We start from the raw sequence: 19393 nt of genomic DNA, 5'->3' as shown, positions 1-19393 counted from the left end.
CGGCGTCACCGCGCGAGCGGCGCGCCGCGCGTAGTTTCTGTGTCCGTGCTGTGCCGTCGTGTCGTTTTCCCGCGTCGCCTCAGCCGTCGTTGTCTTCGAACGTCAGCGCCGCGTCGCCGGCCAGGTTCATCTTCGTGATGTCGCCCGAGAACCGGAAGGCGTCGATACCGTCCGTGACCGACCCCTTCGCCTTGCCGTTGGTGAGGCTGTCGTCGCTCTCCGTCGGCCCGACGAGCGGGTCGTTCAGGATGTCGCCGGAGACCATGAAGTCGTACGTCGTCTCCGTGCCGTCGCCCTCGACGACGAGGGTGTTCGGCAGGGAGAACACGGCGGGGTCGACCCGCGTACCGTTGACGTAGACCTCGGCCTCGCCTTCGAGGAACGACAGCGACGTAATCGTGCCCGTGAAGGCGTACACGTCCTCGACGCCCTCGGTGGTCACCCAGCCCGTCGCGGAGCTTTCGGACACGTCGTCCCACTGTTCGATGGTGTCGCCCGAGGCTTCGAGCGTGCCGCTAACCGTGACCTCGTACTGCGTCTCGGCACCGGTGCCGACGAGGCGCAGTTCGTTCTGACTGTCGGTGGTGTCGTCGGTCGAATCCGTCGAACCGTCCGTGCCCGAGTCGGTCGAACCGTCCGTGCCCGAGTCGGTCACGGCGTCCGTGACGGTACTCTCGGTCACCCGCTCGCCGTCGACGTAAATCTCGGCCTCGCCCTCGACGAAGCCGAAGGAGGTGACGCTTCCAGCGAAGTTGAACGTGTCCTCGACGCCCGCGGTCGTAATCCACCCGCTGGCGGCGGTGCCGTCGATGGTGTCCCACGTCTCGATGGTGTCGCCGGCGGCTTCGAGCGCGTCGCTGACGGTGAACTCGTACTGGGTCTGCGTGCCCGTACCGACGAGACGCAGTTCGTGCGAGAGGTCGGTCGTGGAGTCGTCGGTCGAACCGTCCGTGCTCGAATCCGTCGAGCCGTCGGTCGACGAGTCGCTCGTCGCACCCGTGACGGTACTCTCGGTCACCCGCTCGCCGTTGACGTGAATCTCGGACTCGCCTTCGAGGAAGGAAAACGAGTCGATGTCGCCGGAGAACGTATAGGCGTCTTCGACGCCGTCGGTCGTAATCCAACCGGTCGCGGTGCCGCTTTCGATGTCGTCCCACTCCTCGATGGTGTCGCCCGACGCCTGGAGCGAGTCCGTCACCGTGAACTCGTACTGGGTCGTCGTGCCCGTGCCGACGAGGCGAAGCTCGTTCGGGAGGGGTTCGGTCGTGCTGTCGTCCGTCGTCGAATCCGTCGTCGAATCCGTCGAGTCGTCGGTTGTCGACGAGTCGCCGCCGGTGCTCCCGTCGGCGCTGGGAAGCGGACAGGAATCGCCGCTCGTGATGTTGCTCGTGTCCACGTCGGCCCCGCTGAACACCGTCGCCTGCCCGGTGACGTTGATGTTCGAGTCCACGATTTCGCAGTTCGTGGCGTCGTTGACGAGGACGCCGTCCACGTCGCCGTTCGGGAAGTGGATACAGCTGTTCTGGACGGTCGAGCCGTTGCGGTCGTTGTCGATGCAGACCGCCGCGCCGGCGGGCTGAGACCGCGTGCTGCCCGTGATGGAGACGTTTTCGAGGTTCACACCCCACGGCTTGTCCGCGGTGTCGGTGTCGACGGAATCGGCGTGAATCGTCTGGACCGACGTGTCGTTCTGGATGCGGCAGTTGCGCAGGGTGAAGCCGCCGTGGCCGGCCCACGTCGGCGACGAGACGACGCCGCGCGAGGTGGGGCAGGACTTGAAGATGAAGTCGCAGTCCTCGATGAGGACGCCCGCGTACCCGTTGCCGGTGGAGTCGATGCGGAGCCCCTCGGGGCTGTCGAGGCTGTCGCCGTCGCGGGCGTGCTCGTTGAGGTTGTCCGCGTCCATGATGACGGTCGCGCCCTTAATCCACGAGGTCTTGGTCGGATGGTCGCCCGCGGAGATGCGCATGTTCGTGTTGTCGTTGTTCTTGAACAGCCCGCCCTCGACGCGGAGGACGCCGCGAGTGTGGGTCGCGCGGAACGACGACGACCCGCGCTGTTCGATGTGGCAGTCGACGAGGCGAATCTCGCCGACGGAACCGCCCTGCACGCGGATGCCCGCGACGCCGTCGGGGTAGCCCGGAAGTTCAGCGCCCTCGCGCATGTAGACGCGGCGGGCGACGTTCACGCCGTCGACGGAGGAACAGTCGTACGCGAGGAGCTGGCGGCGAGCGTCGTTGTCGGTGGGGGTGCGACCGAGCCACTCGACGTCTTCGATAAGGCCGCCGTCGTCGTTTATCATCCAGATGTCCGCCGTGGTGGTGTCGTCGTCGGTCTGCTGGATGGAGAAGTTCTTCAGGACGTGGTGGTCCCCGCTCGTGATTTCGAGGAACCGGTACTTCTCGCCGTTGTTGCCCGACGGGAAGACGAACTGCACGTCCTTGTGAGAGCTACCGGTGCCGACCATCCCGAAGCGGGAGACATCGTCGTTCCAGTACTGCGTCTCGGTGGCGAGGTACTCACCCGGAGGGAATTCGATGAGCGTCCCGCTCTCGTACGCGGAATCGAGTTGGTCGTCTATCGGTTCGTTTCCGTTGGGGTCCATTCCAAGGTCGTCCACCGCGTTGACGACGCGGTCCCATTGGATACCGAAGCGCTCCTCTGGTCCAGACGCAGCCGACGCGACGCCGGCAGAGAGGGCAGTCGATGCGGCCATCGCACCGAGTTTGAGGTAGTTCCGCCTGTTGAGTTGCGATTCGAGGATGGAGTCCGAATCCGCGGCGGATTCGTCGTCGTCTCCATCGGTTAGTCGTACCATATCTCAGGAAAGCCCTCGTTAAGGTGATAATCATTATTGCAGGGTATAATCTAGTTAGCTACGGTTACTTTCGGGATTGATTCGGATGGAACCCAGTTAATTACCAGTTGTATATCAAAGACACACCTTATATTCTCACATAATAGTATCAACCAAATATGGTTATGGGGCGGATTGCGTCCGTGAAACAACCGCTTAATCGAGACTATACGGAGTAAATCGGTATCCCGTACCGAGTCAGCCGTGGCCCGTGAAACGTCTCTACTCGTCGGATAATCAATCTATGAACTGGTAATTACGCTCCCACCGAACCTTGCGAGGGCGTTCGTTTCACCGCACCCACATTTTCTGACGAGGTTCTGATAGGTTTGATTCACGTCGAAGGTTCAGCTAGCAATGAGAGTCAATCGAATCGACCGCTCGTCGGGTCCGCCGAGTCGGCCGGGCGACGCCGTCACTTCGACATCACCGAGACGAGTTCCCGGAGGTTCTGTTTGACCCGCCAGTCGAAGAGCGTCATGAGCGACGCGGCGCTGACGACGTAGGCGACGACGCCGATGGAAACGAGGAGCGCGAACTCGACGAGCGGCGACCCGACGCGGTTCTGCGCCGCGAGGACCGCCAGCGCCATCGCGCCGCTGGCCGCGACGGGATAGGAAAGCTCCCGGAGGAACCGTCGGTAGGTCGTGTCGAGCGTTCGCTTCATCTCGCGCGCGTAGAGCGGAACCATCGGGAACGCGAGGATGCCCGTGACCGCGAGGGCCGTCCCCTCGATGCCGTAGGCGTTCGTCGCGGGGACGATGGCTATCGCGAGCAGGGCGACTCGGAGGAAGCCCAGTTTGGTCTGTACGTCGGGGCGGCCGACGGCGCGCCAGACGGGGTTGAACGTCGCGAAGAGCGTCCGAAAGAGCCCGTAGGCGACGAGAATCTGCATGGCGAGCACCATCGGAAGCCAGTCCGCACCGAGGAACGCGCCGACGAAGGCGGGCGCGACGAGGTAGATGCCGACCGACATCGGCAGGGCGACGAACGCCGTGAGCCGGAAGGTGCTGAAGAACGCCTCGCGGAGGGCGCGCTGGTCCTCTTGGAGCTTCGAGTACGTCGAGAACATCACGCTGGAGACGACGACGGCGATTTCGGTCGCCGGCGCGTTGGAGATGCGGTAGGCGAGCTGGTAGTAGCCGAGCGAGGTCGCGGTCAGGAGCCAGCCGACGACGGCGTCGTCGCCCTGCCCGTAGAGGAACTCGACGATGGACGACCCCGTGACCCACTTCCCGTAGCCGATGAGCTCGGCGGCGTACGCCCGGTTCAGCGCGGGACGCGGGCGGTACGGGTGCAGGAAGTAGGTCGCGACCGACCGGACGCCCGCGTCCGCGAGGTAGCCGAAGATGAGCGCCCAGACCGTCGGGCTGACCGCGGCGTAGCCGAGCGCGACAACGACGTAGGCGGTCGTGCCGCTGACCCGGTAGGCGAACTCCTTGTGGAACGCGAGGTCCTTCTTGAAGTAGACCATCGCTGGGTTCCGCAGCGCGAGGAAAATCGGGACCAGGGCGATGGCGCGGATGAGGTCCCGCGCGGCCGGCTCGCCGAACAGCGAGGCGAGCGACGGGGCCGCGAAGTAGAGAATCGAACTCATCAGCAGGCCGCGGAGGAGTTCGAGCGTGAACGTCGTGTTCAGGTAGTCGTCGACGTCGTCGTCGACGCGCTGGATGAGCGCGGCGTCGATGCCGAGGTTCGTCAGGCTCAGAAGCGCCGAGATGGTGAGCAGCGCGATGCCCATCAGCCCGATGGCCTCCGGGCCGAGCAGTCGCGCGAGGACGATGAACATGACGACCTTCAGCACCCGGTCGAGGACGTTCATCGCCGACACCCACATCCCGCTTTTCACCGTCCGCTCTGCGAGGTCGCCGTCGTCGTCGCCGGGAACGAACCGGCGGCGAATCGTCCGGGCGACCGAGCGTATCCTATCTCTCATCGAAGGCACCTCTCGGGACGCCGCTTCGACGACGACCCGGCGTATTCACGAACGGTAACACTCGGCTACACATCGGCTCACGAGGCGATTAATTATTGACTCGCTACTGGATTCCGCGGGAGCCCCGGCCCCCGCGGCCGCGGGAATTAGGCGCTGTTTGACGGGACGACGGACCCGACGGCCGGACGGCGAGTGACGGCGACCGAGGGAATCGAGATGGTGAGCGACCGGACGACAACGCCCACGGACGCCGACGAGTGTGGGGGCTCCCGGAGTCGAAGCGGAAGTTGAAAGTCGCGGAGTTTTAGGCCACGCGAAAAATGATAAGAATCAGAGTATAAAATATTCGTATCGCCTAAAACCGCGCTGCAAGCGCTATATACCCCTAATTTAGGTACCCCTAATAGGACAGATTTATTATAAATAAAGCCGTACGTTCACCTGTAATATGAGCGCGCAATCACTCGAGCGACGAACCCGGAACTACCTGAGCAACAACGTCCCGCAGATTCAGGAACACGGCGGGCACTTCGAAATCGAAGACGTGGACGACGAGACGGGCGAGGTCACCATCGCAATCGGCGGGGCGTGCTCCGGATGCGGCATCGCGCCGATGACGATGAAGGCCATCAAACAGCGCATCGCCGCCGAGGTCGACGACATCTCCGAAGTGACCGTGCGACAGGCCAGCGGCCCGCGGGCCGCCGTGATGCCGTCGAAGACCGACGAGATGGACCAGATGGAGGAGTACGAGGACTACAACCCGCCGTTCTGAGCCGGTGGGGCGTCGACACCTCCCCTCGTTTTTCTGACCCGCGGGTCGAAGCGGGCGAGCGACCGAACGGAAGAGACAGCGGCGGCACCGGCCGGAGCGGCGAAATCGACGGCAGCAGCTACGGCGGCGAAAAACGAAAACTCGGACTCGGTGTCGCTACCCGGACACGTAGTAGAGGTCGGCCGCGCCGTTCGACATGACGCGGTTCACGTTCGGCTGATTCTGGACCGCGGTGAGGTTCGCCTCGGAGTAGCGGAGCTCGCGGTACGCGACCACCTCGCGGTCGTGATCGGTCTTCGAGACCATCAGATATCGCGGGCCGTCGTAGTAACTCGGCAGGTCGGTGAGTGCCTCGTCCGGCGTCGTGAAACCGAGCGCCGGCGTGGGGCTGTCGGGCAGCGCGTCGACGAAGCGGTCGGGGTTCCCGCGGATGCCCACGTACCGAATATCCTCGTCCGACATCCCGAACGCGGTGTCGTACGCTCCGATCTGCTGAGCGGGGACGTGGTTCGACGGCAGGTAGATGTACGGCGACGGGAACAGCACCATGAGCGTGAGCCCGATGACGAGCGCCAACGCGACGGGCGCGCCCGTCCTGACCGCCGCCCCGTACTTCGACCAGTACTCCGTCCCCGAGAGCCACTCGAAGGCGTAGAACAGCCCGACGCTCCCGACGACGGTCGACAGAATCATCGCGAAGCCGACGTGTCGGAAGAAGAAGTTCGTCTCCGAGATGACTCCGAGGAGGTGCGCGAAGAAGTACGGCACCAACACGACGAGGCTGAACGTCAGCGTCCGCAGGACCGACCGGCCCTGAGCCGACAGCCGCGAGAACCGCCCGAACAGGACGCCGAGGAAGACACCGAGAGTTATCAGGGCGTACACCGCGTTCACGAGGAACAGCTTCACGAACACGTCGAAGATACCGCCGCCGACGGCTGTGACGGAGCCGGTGCGCTGGGAGATGGCCGTCCCGGCCTCGGAACTTCCCGAGAGGATGCCGAGTATCCCTTCGACGAACAGGCCGCCGGTCGAAAAGCCGACCGTGTACTGCGTCAGCCAGTAGACGAACGCCGCGGCGAAGACGAGCGTCAGGCCGTACACCGGGCGCTGTTCAGCGACGGCATCCGGGGTCCGCCAGCGCTGGACGAGCTGGATGCCCGCGGCGACGGCGAACAACACGAGATAGTTGACGGCGACTTGCAGATGGTACGACACCAGCGCGACCGTCCCGATGGCGAACAAGACGGAGACGGGCGTGACGTGGCCGCGCCACCGGCTCTCGACGGCGTCGGTGCCGGAGAACTGGTGCTTGAAGAAGAGGTACAGAAGCACCAAGCCGAGGAACGACGCCATCGAGTACGGGAAGAACATGAGCTTGAAGCCGTTGAGGTTCACCGGCAGGAACAACAGCGCCGAGAACACGGCGATGAGGACCGCCCGCCGGTCGGAAACGACGAGCGAGACCAGGAGCGGGACGAACACGAGGTAGACGGCCGAGACGAAAAACACCACCAGCATCATCGCGGTAGTGATTTCGACGCCGAGGGCGGCGCTGACCATCCCCGCCGAGACGTGGCCGCTCGGGTAGACGATGTCCAGCGGCGTCAGCGTCTCGGAGACGAGCGACTTCGCCCAGCCGAGGTGCGTCAGCGAGTCGTTGAACCCGTAGAAGTGGTACGCTCGGACGAGCGGGAGGGCGGAGACCGCGGCTATCGCGAGCGCCGCCAGCGCCACCCCGCCGGCCGCGAACCGACTGTTCGGGGCGCGAACGACCACGACCAGCGCGGTCAGCACCGCCACCGCCACGCCGACCCAGAACACCGCCGGGGTCGACTGGTAAATCGAGACCTCGTACGCGCGCGCTGGCGACGTGCGAGCGACGAGGATGCCGACGGCTATCGCGAGAAATCCGACGAGGAGGAGCGTTCTCGTGAGCCGCGAATCACGTTGCGTCATCCCGTGAGAGAAGGCGAGTCGCGTAGTTTGTTATTGAGCGTGTAATCGACTCAGGCGGCGTGAGAGGTGTTCTTCCCGGTGTTTTTCTTCGGGCGTCGCGCGCCGAACAGACGAACGCCGAGGGTCCGGCCGGCACAGAGGCCCGACGAAGCCGAGCTACCGTTCGGTTCGGCGGCGTTCGACACCGCCACGCGGCCGTATAGGTGCGTGATAACAAAACCCGACGCACGCGGATATCGGACAACGATGTCACTCACAGCAGTCACGCCGCAGACCGCCGGGCGAACCGAACGCGAGGGCCGTCGATGACCGGCTTCGTCGGCGGCGCGCTCGACGCGGCGACGCTCGACGCCTGCGCGGCCGAACTCCACCGCGAAGACTGGTACGAGTCGGCGGCGCGGTCGACCGGCCGCTTCGGCGTCTCGGTGCTCCACCACGGCGCGAGAGACCCCGAGGGCTGTACCGTCTGGGAGGACGGCCCGCGCGTGGGAGCGATATACGGCGCGGTGACGAACCTCGACGAACTCGAACTCGACGTAGACGGGCTGTTCGAGCGACTGTTCGAGGAGCCGCACGCGCTCCTCCCCGAACTCGACGGCTCGTTCCTCGTCGTCGGCGTCGACGGCGACGACGAGCGCGTCGTGCTCGCCAGCGACAAACTCGGGACGCGACAGTGCTTCTACGTCGCGGGCGAGCCGTTCGCCTTCGGGACCGAAGTCGGCGCGCTGACGACCCTCCTCGACGACCCGCAGGTCGACGAACGCGCCATCAGCGACCTGCTCATGATCGGGCACGTCTGGGGCGACAAGACGCTCGTGCAGGGCGTGAAGTTCCTCCCCTCGGGGACCGTCCTCGACTACCGGGCCGACGCGGGGCCCGAGCTCGACACCTACTGGCATCACACGTTCGAACAGAGCCCCGACGACTCCTACCTCGACGACCTCACCGCGGCCTATCAGGACGTCATCGCCGACATGGCCGACACGATAGACGGCGACATCGGCCTGTGGCTCTCCGGCGGCCTCGACAGTCGCTCGATGGCCGGGGAGCTCAGCCGCTACCACGACCTCACGACCTACACCTACGACTCGAACCCCGCGAACGGGAGCAACCTCGAACTCGCCGCGAAGGTTTCTGCGGTGCTCGGCCTCGAAAACCGGCGCGTGCCGGTCGAGTCCGACGCCCTCGTCGACTCGCTCGACAAATCGGTCCAACTGACCAGCGGGATGGTCGGTCTCTCCACGTTCGTCAACCTCGCGAACGTGTTCAACATCGAGGACATGCCCGACGTGCTCATCGAGGGCTGCGGACAGGGCGGGATGATGGGCGACGGCATCGGCCGAGCCGCCGTCGAGGGGAGCAAGTCGCCCGAGGCGGCGCTCTACCGCGCGAAACACCGCATCGACGTGGACGACGCCCGCCGGCTCCTGCGGACGGAGTTCGACCCGATGACGACCTACCGAGAGGAGGTTCGCAAGAGCGACCAGCCGGACCTCTTCAGCACCGCGATGGACTGCTACTACCGCAACTACTTCCCGCGGTGCGACTTCGCCAGCAACCCCATCGCCGAGAGCCAGGCCGGCACCCGAGTCCCGTTCAGCGACACCGAGTTCCTCGAAGCCGTGACGCGGATGCCGCTGTCGCACCGCGTCGGCTCGATTCCACTCACCAACGGGAAGGTTCCCGCCGGAACGGCCTACCCGAAGGTCGAACTGGTCCGCCGCCTCGACAGCCGACTCGCGGCCATCCCCTACGAACGGACGAAAGTGCCGCCGGCGCGCCCGATGTGGCAACACGCCGCCGGCTTCGTCGTCGGCACCTCCGTCGACCGCATCCGCGAGCGCCTCGTCGGTGACGTCCACACCTACGGCGGCCGCTCCACCATCGGCGACTGGTACCGGACGAACCGCGCGCTCCGCGAGCGCATCGACGACCTACTCGACTCCGCGTGCGAGCGTCCGTACTTCGACGCCGCCGAAATTCGTCGCCTCCAACGCGAGGAACGCACGGGCGAAGCCGAACACATGAGCGCCATCTCCGGCATCATCACCGGCGAACTCTGGGTCCGCAAGTATATCGACCGCGAAGATCGCGGCGTCGAGGAGGGTTCCGTCGGTGCGGCGGAAGCCGAAGACGCGCCGCAACCGGCCGACTGAGTTACTCGAACCACTCGATGGACTGTCCAGTCGTGTGGAACTGAGATTCGTTTCCGTCGACCCCCGGGGGAGCGAGGACTACTGAGGGTCGACGGAAACGTTCTTTTGAATTCGGTTCGTACGCGACGTTACGCCCGTGATTTCGGGACGGTTTCAGACGAACCCTTGTGGGATTGAAGCGAGGAGCTTGTCCTTGATGTAGAGTCCCGCGCCGGGTTTCAGACGAACCCTTGTGGGATTGAAGCGACGCGTGCGTGGCCGATGTCGAAGACTGGGACAATAGTTTCAGACGAACCCTTGTGGGATTGAAGCCGCTTTGAAAATAGCTACCGGCGGCCACCACGCGCGTTTCAGACGAACCCTTGTGGGATTGAAGCNGTTTCAGACGAACCCTTGTGGGATTGAAGCCGCTTTGAAAATAGCTACCGGCGGCCACCACGCGCGTTTCAGACGAACCCTTGTGGGATTGAAGCTTCGGCATTAGTCGCCGCCCCCACAGTCAACGTCAGTTTCAGACGAACCCTTGTGGGATTGAAGCGCCGTACTTTGCCGCCTCGGCCGACAGCGTCACCAGTTTCAGACGAACCCTTGTGGGATTGAAGCATTCGGGATGGAACTGGACACCTCGGGGCTTTCACGTTTCAGACGAACCCTTGTGGGATTGAAGCTCTGTGCCGAGAGCAGTATTTACATTCCGAGAGTGTTTCAGACGAACCCTTGTGGGATTGAAGCCTGCAGCTCGTTGAACAGTTCTATACGGCCGCCCGTTTCAGACGAACCCTTGTGGGATTGAAGCGATCGCGGCAACACGCCAATCGGGAACTACCTCGACAGTTTCAGACGAACCCTTGTGGGATTGAAGCTATTTCTTCGCCGTACTGTTCATCTTCCTCGCGGGTGTTTCAGACGAACCCTTGTGGGATTGAAGCTTTTTTACTGCATCAGAACCGTAGGTCGGGTGAACGTTGTTTCAGACGAACCCTTGTGGGATTGAAGCGGACAGCCCATGCGCCCACACCCAGCCGGGCGGTCCGAGTTTCAGACGAACCCTTGTGGGATTGAAGCGGCTTCGTCAAGAGACGGAACACGATGTTGACGCGTGTTTCAGACGAACCCTTGTGGGATTGAAGCCACGGCGGCCGTCTCGGTCACGTACAATAGTCAATGTTTCAGACGAACCCTTGTGGGATTGAAGCGACTCGGCAGAGGAGGCGTTCGAGCGCGAGGCTGGCGTTTCAGACGAACCCTTGTGGGATTGAAGCAGCTTGACGCGGACGCCGACCTGGTAGTCGTCGCCCGTTTCAGACGAACCCTTGTGGGATTGAAGCGGCCATGTGTCGGTGTCCGGGTCGTACTGCCGGAGTGTTTCAGACGAACCCTTGTGGGATTGAAGCAGCGTCGAGTTGGCGGCCGAGATGACCGCGGTGCCGGCGTTTCAGACGAACCCTTGTGGGATTGAAGCACGAGCTCGAAGACGAGCAGTCAGCCCCGGACACCGTTTCAGACGAACCCTTGTGGGATTGAAGCAGAGAAAACCATCCAACGAAAACAATCACCCGAACAGTCAATTCTAATTTCAATTATTGCGGACCCGTCAAATGACGGGAATAACTTTATGTCGAGTAGCCAACAACCGTGGAGACAGCAATGAGTACACAAGGAGGCGTCGGGTAACGGTGCGGATTATGGCTCACTTATCAGCGCGTTCCGACGCCGCGTATCAGAACGATTACCATCACAAGATTCGCGGGCGAATCTGGAACGCGCTCGACGGGACGGTCTACGGAGAACGACACGATTCCGGCGAGCCGCCGGGATTCGCCTACTCGAATCCGTTTCCGCCTCGAAATATGCGGGAAGGTGACGACCGGAAGTTGCTGGTCGCGTCTCCCGACGAGGAACTACTCGCGAACGTGGCGGCGAATCTGCTCGACGACCGAGAGTTCAACGTCGGTGAGATGCCGTTTCACGTCGACGAGGTAACATCCCTCGAACCCGACGTGGGCGAGCCAGGGACCAGGGGGACGCTCGAAACCGGGACCGGGCTCCTCATTCGAATCCCGCCGTGGCGGTGCGACGAGTACGGAATCGACCATCCCGGTGGCGATACCGCGACGTTCTGGCGGCCGGAACACACCACGGCCCCACTTCGAGAGCAGTTGGAGGCGAACCTCGACCAGAAACACGACCGATTCGCTCACGACCATCTCCCCGGACCGAGCGAGGTCTCGGGCGAGTTGTTCGACGGCTACGAGCTATTGAAGACCTTCGCACTTCCGTTGACCGTGACCGAGGGACAAGAGATGACCTACGTCCTGAGCAAGTGGAAGTTCGAATACACCGTTCGAGACGACGACCACCGGAGACATCTGAACCTCGCGCTCGACTGCGGGCTGGGAGAGCGAAACTCGCTCGGACTCGGATTCATGAACGTTGCAGAGCGAACTCGTCCGGGTGAGACGATGGGAGAGGAGCGCGATGCTTTCGCCTAGCGAGTTTCGCGACCGATATCCAGAAGACGAGTTGGTCGACGAGCTCCCGGATTCACCGGTCGGCTCGCTCCGCGATTTGCAGTACCTCTACGGGAAACTCTACACGCTCGCCACGACGGGTGGCGGAGAGTACGCCCCGTATCTCACACCGGATGCGGCACGGGACCTCGTAGACACGGACGACAGTCTCATCGTCGTTCGCGTCGATCTCTCGAGAGACGAACCACAGTTAGCCGACGATGCCCGTGGGCCAGTACTGGTGACGCGGTACACGGAAGACCTGATTCAACAGGTAGGACACTCAAAATACCCGGCTGCGCGCGGAATCGACCACAGTATCACCCATCAAGCCGGACGAAACAGCGACCCCGAAAAGCTCGCGCGATACGCCAAAGAACGGCTCACGAAATGGGCGACCGACGACGTCGTCGCGACTGCTGCCAGTGAACACCCGGACGGCTGGGTTATCGACCGTCTCGCTGAGCTTGGAACACGGGACGCTGCGCTCGAAGCCATCGAAGAAGCGGTCGTTCGAGCGTTAGGTGGTGAATCTGCAACCGCGCTGTTGACGGTCCAAGTAAAGACCGAACGAGATGGCGACTATCGATGGCCCGGCGACATCGCCGCGTTCAACGAGGCGATGCGCCAACGCAAACTATCGAAACTCGTCACGAAGAACAAGGCCGACGACTCATCGGGAGATGCGACCGATATCGTAACCGGGCGACCCTCCCGAACGGTTGGAACCGCGGAAGATCCACAGAACTACTTCCTTGGCAAGCAACTCGAAAAGTTCCCGGGGCTGGATATCGAAAACGCGTGGCGTGCCCACCCAATCTCGGAGGACGCCGCAGTAACGGTGATGAACGCCGAGGCGTTCGTCGAGGCGTGTACGTATCGGACGTTCGGTGCGAAAGTGTACTATCTGCCGTATTTCTTCGGACGGCTGACGCCAGAGCGAGTGTATCGCCTCTACGAGATGCTGTTTAGTGCAGTCGAAGACGGCGGTGACGCGACACCAATCGAGCAGGCGTACATGGAGGAACGAGAACTCGACGACGCCGACACGAGGCTCCGGTTCTACGTCTCGGCGGTCATGCCACACCAGATGTCCAGGTATGACGTCTTCGGTGAAACGCTGAACGGCCGCTTACACTATCCGAAAGAACTCGCGTTCACCCACAATCGATTCGTCCGAGACGCGTCCGCGTTCAACTCGGACACCGACTGGACGGCACCACTCCCGAAAAACGACAAGTGGGGGCTGCTGTCGGTGAACGACGACCAACTCCACGCGGTTTCGACAGGGTGGTACTTCTATCAGACGTTCGCAGAGCGGGACGACGCCGAAGCGGACGCGGACGACCCGCGAATCGAAGCGCTCGTGAGCGTACTGAGCGGAGACGCGATAGCCGTCGACGTGCTGCTCGAAGAGTACGTCACCCGAATCATCGACGGGGAGTCAGACGACGACTTCGAGGGGTTTCCGTCGTTTCTGGTCGCCAGCCAGTTTGCACAGCTCTGTGCGCTCGCCGATGGCGAACTCGAACTGTTGAAGACGAACGACCCCGCGAAAATCCGGATTACCCGCGAACCGACCTACGGGAGATTGACGATGCCAACACTAGACGAAATCCTTATCGCCGACGGGGGCTCCCCCGCCGAACAGAAACTCGAATCGTTCATCAACGAGACGCCCGCGCTCTCGCCGGCACACGACGACGACGAAGACTCCGTGACCAGCGAGCGCCGGGGGGCGTTCCTTCTCGGTGCGCTCGTCGGAGACATCGGAAGTTACCAGGAGTACTCCGAGGACCGGTCCACGACGCTCGTCGACCAGTACCCGGTCAAGTCAATCACGCGAGCGCGAATCAAGAAAGTCACTCAGGAGACCGTCGCCAAGACCCTGACTTACACGCGCCAAGAAAAAAAGAAAGGAAAGAGCTACCCAGGGACGAAAGCCGAGCACATCGTCGACCGACTCCGAGAGACGGTTCTCGACCCCGACCCCGACGACTGGCAAATCGACACCGACGACCTCCGCTTCTACTACGCCCTCGGCGTGACCTACGGCATGAACGACCATCCCGACTGGAACCAACAGAGCAGCGACGCGAACGACGAACTCCCCGCCGACGAGGAATACTAAGATGTCAGACACGAACGACGCCGTCACGAACCGCTCGGAAATCGTCTTCCTGTACGACGCGGTCGACGCGAATCCGAACGGGAATCCGCTCAGCGGCTCTAACCGGCCGCGAATCGACCCGCAGACCCAACAGGCCATCGTCACCGACGTTCGGCTGAAACGCTATCTCCGCGACCAGTTGGACGACGACGGTCACGGCGTCTACATCAGGAACGTCCAGCGCGAGGGGAACCAGTACACGCGGGGTAAACTCCTCGAAGACCGCCTCAAAGACGTCGAACCGGACGAATACGATCTCGACGATGGCGACGAAGCAGAGCGGTTCCGAAACGACGTGTTCGGCGGGTTCCTCGACAACAGCGTCGACGTTCGATACTTCGGCGCGACGATGTCCGTCGATACCGACGACGTGTACGCAAAGCACCTCCCCGACCACTTCACCGGCCCCGTGCAGTTCTCGCCGGGGAAGTCGATGCACGCGGTCAACGAAAACGAGGAGTACGACAGTCTCACGAGCGTTATCGCCACGCAGGATAACAAACAGCAGGGAGGGTTCGACCTCGACGACCACCGGATACAGTACGGACTCATCCGGTTCCACGGACTCGTCGACGAACACGGTGCCGCCGACACGAACCTCACCGTCGGCGACGTCGAGCGACTCGACACGCTCTGTTGGCGAGCCATCAAGAATCAGACCATAAGCCGAAGCAAAGTCGGTCAGGAACCGCGGCTCTACTGCCGCGTCGAGTACGCCGACGAGAGTTTCCACCTCGGCGGTCTCGACAGGGACCTCGTCCTCGACGACGACCGTTCCAAGCCGGACGAGGAACTCCGAACGGTTCGGGACCTCACCCTCGAAATCGACGGATTCATCGACCGACTGGCGGCCGCGAGTGCCCGGATTAACCGGATTCGAATCGTCGCGAGCGATATCCTCGACATCTCGTACGACGGAGACGTGGGGAGTTCCGAGCTCCTGTACGGGGCGCTTCGCGAGGCCGTGGGCGACGACGCCGTCGAGGTCGTCGACGTCTACGAGGAACACACCGAGACGCTTCCGACTGGCGACGCCGCATAAGATGGAACAGGAATCGTTGGACGAGTGGGTCGGTGACGACGGCGGGCGTCCGGACCGCTGTCTGTCGTTCACTGTCAGCGGTCCGTGGGGGCACTTCCGGCGGGTCGAGGGGAACGTCGTCAAGCAGACGTACCGCATCATCCCGCGGACGACAGTGGCCGGACTGCTCGCGGCCGTGCTCGGAATCGAACGCGACGGTTACTACGACCTGTTCGCACCCGATTCGTCGGAGATTGCAATCGAGCCAGTTCGGGCGGTTCGAACGCTCAATATGCCGATGAACACGCTGTCGACCGCGGGCGGGAACTTACAGTCGCTCAACGGTCGCGGGAAAATCAGCGTGAAGCTACCGAATCCGACGGCGCTCCGCCAACAACACAACTACGAGGTGCTCGTCGAACCCGCCTACCGAGTCGACGTATGGCTCGCAGAAACCGCTCGGTACAGAGAGCTCCGAGAGCTACTGGAAGCCGGGAAGTCACACTACGTTCCGAGCCTCGGTCTGTCGGAACACCTCGCAGAAATCGACTATCACGGCGAGTTCGATATCGAGTCAGGCTCCGAAGCCGGCCGAGTCGAAGTAGACTCCGCTGTTCCGAACGCGGTGGACGATGTTGTGCTGCGGGAAGGGACGCGGTGCCAGGTGGAAGAATCACCCGCGTTTATGCAAGCGGACGCCGGTGGCCGAACGACGACGGAGTTCACGACGTACGCGTACAACCCTGACGCGGAACCGCTGGTCATCGACGGTGTTGACAGCGTCGAGGTCGACGGCCGGAACGTGGTGTTCGTCTGATGACGGAGCGGTACTCTCACCCGCCGAACGACGTTCACGACGGCGTTCCGCTGGTCGACCATCTCGAGGATGTCGCCGGACGTGTCGGATACATCGTTCCGGGCGACGCGAAGACGCCGGCCGACGAACCGCTCCGAGCGGTCGTCGAAACGCTCGCATACGTGCACGACTTCGGAAAGGCAACGACGTACTTTCAGGACTACCTGTTACGGTCGAGCGAACCGAGATACGAGCAGTACCGCTACCACGCGCCGCTCGGCTCGTTCGCCGCGTACTACGCGCTCAGCGCCCAGAATTTCGACTCGGAGACCTGTCTCGCCGGCTTCGTCGCGGTCGCAAAACACCACGGTCGGCTCCCCGACGTTGCGGCGTACGTCTTCAGTCGGGCGAACCGCCGCGAGAACGTTTCGCGGGGGAACCAAAACGCCGCCGAGATGCAACAGGTGGCGATTGCGAAGCAGCTCAAAGACATCGACGAGCACGTGCCGGAGCTCGCACGAGAGGTGTTCCAGAGCGCGACCGTCGGGGAGGGGTCATGGTCGTCGTTCCGGAGTTCGTTCAGGGAACTCCTGACGGAAGTCAGAAAATCGACGGGGTCGAGCGCAACGACGATTAACCGTGAAACGCTCTCAGAGCGCTGTTACGGGCTTGTGCTAGAGTGTTGGGGGTCGCTGGTCCTCGCTGACAAAACGAGCGCCGCGGCGGCCGCGAGCGGTTCCGACGCGTCCGCGGGAACCTACGACGCAGAGAAGCCAACGTTCGAGCGGCTCGACGAGTACATCGAGTCGATAGAGCGAACCGCCGACTCCGACCAACACGGGAACCGGGGCGAGCGATTGAATTTCCTCCGAGGGAAAGCGAGAGCGTCAGTTCTGTCGAACGTCGAATCGTTCGCCGACGCCGACGGTGGGGTCGGAACGGTAACGCTTCCAACCGGGATGGGGAAGACGCTTACCGGCCTGACAGCTGCTCTCAGCGTTCGTGACCGGCTCGGTCAGAAGCGCGTGATTTACGCGCTCCCGTTTACGAGCATCATTGACCAAGTCGTCGCCGAGGTCGAAAAGATATATCAAGTCGATACGACCGGGCGGTTGCTGACCGCGCACCATCATCTTTCGGAGGCGACAATCGTCGATGAAAGCGACGAGAGTGCCGACGAAGCGGACGCGAACGACGACATCGCCGGGATGCTGGCGGAGAGTTGGCGCGCCGGGATGACGGTGACGACGTTCGTCCAACTGTTCGAAAGCCTCGCCGGACCGGCCAACAGACAGTCGATGAAGCTCCCCGCCCTCCGGAACAGCGTCGTCGTGCTGGACGAACCGCAGAGTCTCCCGTTGGACTGGTGGAAGTTGGTTCCGCGGCTCGTGAGAATGCTCACCGAGCAGTACGGTGCGACGGTTATCGCCATGACCGCCACGCAACCGCAATTATTCGATGACGCGACTGAGCTGGTCTCCGCACCCGAAACGTACTTCGAAGCGACAGAACGCGTCCGGTACGAACTGGACGACTCAGCGACTCGGTATATCGACTCACGAGAAGAACCGAAATCGTATGCCGAGGCGGCAAGTGAGATAGTCGACGGGAGTGCCGGAGCCAATGGGACCAGAAGCGACGAGGCTGGTGAAACGGAGTCGGTACTCGCAATCTGCAACACGATCGACAGTGCACAAGCGCTGACGACGCACGTCACCGAGGCCCTGTCAGACGCGATGTCAGTCGGGTCGGTCTACGCCGACGTGCTCGAAAGCACCGACCGAGATAGTACGGGCATAGAGGTGGCGACAGTCGCAGAGCGGGTCGCCGACGCCGGAGGGCGGCCAGTCCTCCACCTCTCCACTCGATTACGTCCGGTCGACCGACTTCGGCTCATCGAGACCGCGAAACTGCTCACCGAACGAGGATGCTCGCTCGTCGTGGTTTCGACCCAGCTCGTCGAAGCCGGCGTCGACATCAGTTTCGACCGCGTCTGCCGAGACCTCGCACCCATAGACAACATCGTCCAAGCCGCCGGACGTTGCAACCGTTCGTTCGAGAGGGACCGCGGTCGCGTCGTCATCTGGTGGCTCGAAGCGCCTGACGAACAGACGAAGACGCCGTCGGAAGCGGTGTACAACCGAGGAACGGCGCTACTCCCCGTTGCGACCGAGACGCTCGACGATATCGGTGGGGGCGAAGGCACGATTCCGGAAGCGGAGGTTTCGAAAACGGCCGTCGAAGAGTACTACCGTCGACTCCACGACGAGAAGAACGTCGGAAAAGACGCATACGTCGAGTACGTGAACCACGCGAGAGCGGACGATCTCGCGGAGTTGTCGCTGATCGAAAAGCGGCGGAGCGTGGAGGTCGTCGTCTGTCGGACCGCCACTGAACGAAAACGAGTCGAAGCCGCCAGAGCCGCGTGGCGGGACTACGAGTTCGAGCGGGTACGCCAACTTATTGATAGTCTAAAGGAAGCGACCGTGTCGATTCCGATATATCGGAGCGATTCGGAGGAGGCACAGGCACTCAGCGGCTTAGCGCGTATTCACGAAGACACTGAAACGCGGTGGATCGACACGAGAGACAGCCGGCACGACAGTTACTTCGATTCGACGACCGGACTGGTCGCAGAGAGTAGCGTCGACAACCGGATATTATGACGACGAGCGATCCGGTCGACCGGCTGCTCGCGACCGCACGGGGAGCGCCCGTCGCCGAGCCGTTTCGCGTCACCGGAGTGATGATGCAGTACTACTACGTCTGCGAGCGGGAGCTCTGGTTCGAAAGCCGGAGCCTCGAAATCGACCGCGAGAACACGACCGTCGTGAGAGGAACTCGGGTCGACGAGACCGCGTACGACGAAAAACGGGAGAGCCTCCGCCTCGGAATGATCTCACTGGACTTGCTCGACGACGGTCGAGTCGTCGAAGTCAAACCCTCGTCGGCGCTCACCGAGCCCGCCGAAATGCAACTGTCGTACTACCTGTGGTATCTCGACAGAGTCGCCGGCGTTCGTCGTGATGGCGTCCTCGCCCACCCGCGAGAGCGCCGCCGGCAGTCGGTCGAGCTCACGGAAGAACGAGCGAAAAAAGTCGAGTCGTCGATTCGTGCGATTCACGAACTCGTACGCCGACCTTCGCCGCCGCCCGCCGAGCGAAAGCCCTTCTGCGAGTCGTGTGCGTACCACGACTTCTGCTGGTGTTGACA

At 62.7% G+C, this 19393-nt stretch carries 11 protein-coding genes and 1 CRISPR repeat array; of the genes, 8 read left to right on the top strand and 3 right to left on the bottom strand.

The window, feature by feature from the left end; translation table 11 throughout:
* Positions 1-79 precede the first annotated feature (79 nt).
* Positions 80-2818: a hypothetical protein gene (locus C458_RS01080; RefSeq protein ID WP_008572467.1), complete on the bottom strand. Its 2739-nt coding sequence runs from the start codon at positions 2816-2818 to the stop codon at positions 80-82.
* Positions 2819-3272: 454 nt separating this feature from the next.
* Positions 3273-4793 (bottom strand): lipopolysaccharide biosynthesis protein, encoded by a 1521-nt coding sequence (locus tag C458_RS01075; RefSeq protein WP_008572466.1) that lies wholly within the window; start codon positions 4791-4793, stop codon positions 3273-3275.
* Positions 4794-5241: 448 nt separating this feature from the next.
* On the opposite strand from C458_RS01075, the gene C458_RS01070 reads away from it, so the two are divergent.
* Entirely contained in the window at positions 5242-5568 is a 327-nt protein-coding gene (locus C458_RS01070; RefSeq protein ID WP_008572465.1) for a NifU family protein, read from the top strand.
* A 156-nt stretch (positions 5569-5724) separates the two neighbouring features.
* Here C458_RS01070 and C458_RS01065 read toward each other — a convergent pair whose 3' ends face one another.
* A complete protein-coding gene (locus tag C458_RS01065; RefSeq protein ID WP_008572463.1) occupies positions 5725-7527 on the bottom strand; it encodes a hypothetical protein in 1803 nt (600 codons plus the stop codon).
* A 305-nt stretch (positions 7528-7832) separates the two neighbouring features.
* Here C458_RS01065 and C458_RS01060 point away from each other — a divergent pair, with 305 nt between their 5' ends.
* The 7 genes from C458_RS01060 (at position 7833) to cas4 (ending at position 19391) form a co-directional block, all read left to right on the top strand.
* Entirely contained in the window at positions 7833-9683 is a 1851-nt protein-coding gene (locus C458_RS01060) for an asparagine synthase-related protein (RefSeq protein ID WP_008572460.1), read from the top strand.
* Positions 9684-9833: 150 nt separating this feature from the next.
* A CRISPR array of direct repeats spans positions 9834-11210; the repeat unit is 30 nt; unit sequence GTTTCAGACGAACCCTTGTGGGATTGAAGC.
* Positions 11211-11368: 158 nt separating this feature from the next.
* Complete coding sequence (gene cas6 / locus C458_RS01055; protein WP_008578786.1) at positions 11369-12175, top strand: CRISPR-associated endoribonuclease Cas6; 807 nt, start codon at positions 11369-11371, stop codon at positions 12173-12175.
* Positions 12162-14324 (top strand): type I-B CRISPR-associated protein Cas8b/Csh1, encoded by a 2163-nt coding sequence (gene cas8b / locus C458_RS01050; RefSeq protein WP_008572456.1) that lies wholly within the window; start codon positions 12162-12164, stop codon positions 14322-14324. The genes cas6 and cas8b overlap by 14 nt, the downstream gene beginning before the upstream one ends.
* Before the next feature lies 1 nt (position 14325).
* Positions 14326-15405, top strand: coding sequence for a type I-B CRISPR-associated protein Cas7/Csh2 (gene cas7b, locus C458_RS01045; RefSeq protein ID WP_008572454.1), 1080 nt, complete (start codon positions 14326-14328; stop codon positions 15403-15405).
* Between the two features lies 1 nt (position 15406).
* Positions 15407-16201, top strand: a complete 795-nt coding sequence (gene cas5b, locus C458_RS01040) for a type I-B CRISPR-associated protein Cas5b (protein WP_008572452.1) — start codon at positions 15407-15409, stop codon at positions 16199-16201.
* Positions 16201-18846 carry a CRISPR-associated endonuclease Cas3'' gene (locus C458_RS01035; RefSeq protein ID WP_008572450.1) on the top strand — a complete coding sequence of 882 codons (2646 nt, stop codon included), beginning with the start codon at positions 16201-16203 and terminating at the stop codon, positions 18844-18846. The genes cas5b and C458_RS01035 overlap by 1 nt, the downstream gene beginning before the upstream one ends.
* Positions 18843-19391, top strand: a complete 549-nt coding sequence (gene cas4 / locus C458_RS01030) for a CRISPR-associated protein Cas4 (RefSeq protein WP_008572448.1) — start codon at positions 18843-18845, stop codon at positions 19389-19391. The genes C458_RS01035 and cas4 overlap by 4 nt, the downstream gene beginning before the upstream one ends.
* Positions 19392-19393: the final 2 nt, after the last annotated feature.

The organism is Haloferax sp. ATCC BAA-644 (assembly GCF_000336975.1).
In the GTDB taxonomy this organism is placed as follows: Archaea; Halobacteriota; Halobacteria; order Halobacteriales; family Haloferacaceae; genus Haloferax; species Haloferax volcanii.
Note: the sequence above shows the minus strand (reverse complement) of the source record. Positions and strands in the feature narration are given on the sequence as shown.

Coding starts and splice junctions, on each gene's coding strand:
- C458_RS01080 (WP_008572467.1), bottom strand. CDS start 2,818: ATGGTACGACTAACCGATGGAGACGACGACGAATCCGCCGCGGATTCG.
- C458_RS01075 (WP_008572466.1), bottom strand. CDS start 4,793: ATGAGAGATAGGATACGCTCGGTCGCCCGGACGATTCGCCGCCGGTTC.
- C458_RS01070 (WP_008572465.1), top strand. CDS start 5,242: ATGAGCGCGCAATCACTCGAGCGACGAACCCGGAACTACCTGAGCAAC.
- C458_RS01065 (WP_008572463.1), bottom strand. CDS start 7,527: ATGACGCAACGTGATTCGCGGCTCACGAGAACGCTCCTCCTCGTCGGA.
- C458_RS01060 (WP_008572460.1), top strand. CDS start 7,833: ATGACCGGCTTCGTCGGCGGCGCGCTCGACGCGGCGACGCTCGACGCC.
- cas6 (WP_008578786.1), top strand. CDS start 11,369: ATGGCTCACTTATCAGCGCGTTCCGACGCCGCGTATCAGAACGATTAC.
- cas8b (WP_008572456.1), top strand. CDS start 12,162: ATGCTTTCGCCTAGCGAGTTTCGCGACCGATATCCAGAAGACGAGTTG.
- cas7b (WP_008572454.1), top strand. CDS start 14,326: ATGTCAGACACGAACGACGCCGTCACGAACCGCTCGGAAATCGTCTTC.
- cas5b (WP_008572452.1), top strand. CDS start 15,407: ATGGAACAGGAATCGTTGGACGAGTGGGTCGGTGACGACGGCGGGCGT.
- C458_RS01035 (WP_008572450.1), top strand. CDS start 16,201: ATGACGGAGCGGTACTCTCACCCGCCGAACGACGTTCACGACGGCGTT.
- cas4 (WP_008572448.1), top strand. CDS start 18,843: ATGACGACGAGCGATCCGGTCGACCGGCTGCTCGCGACCGCACGGGGA.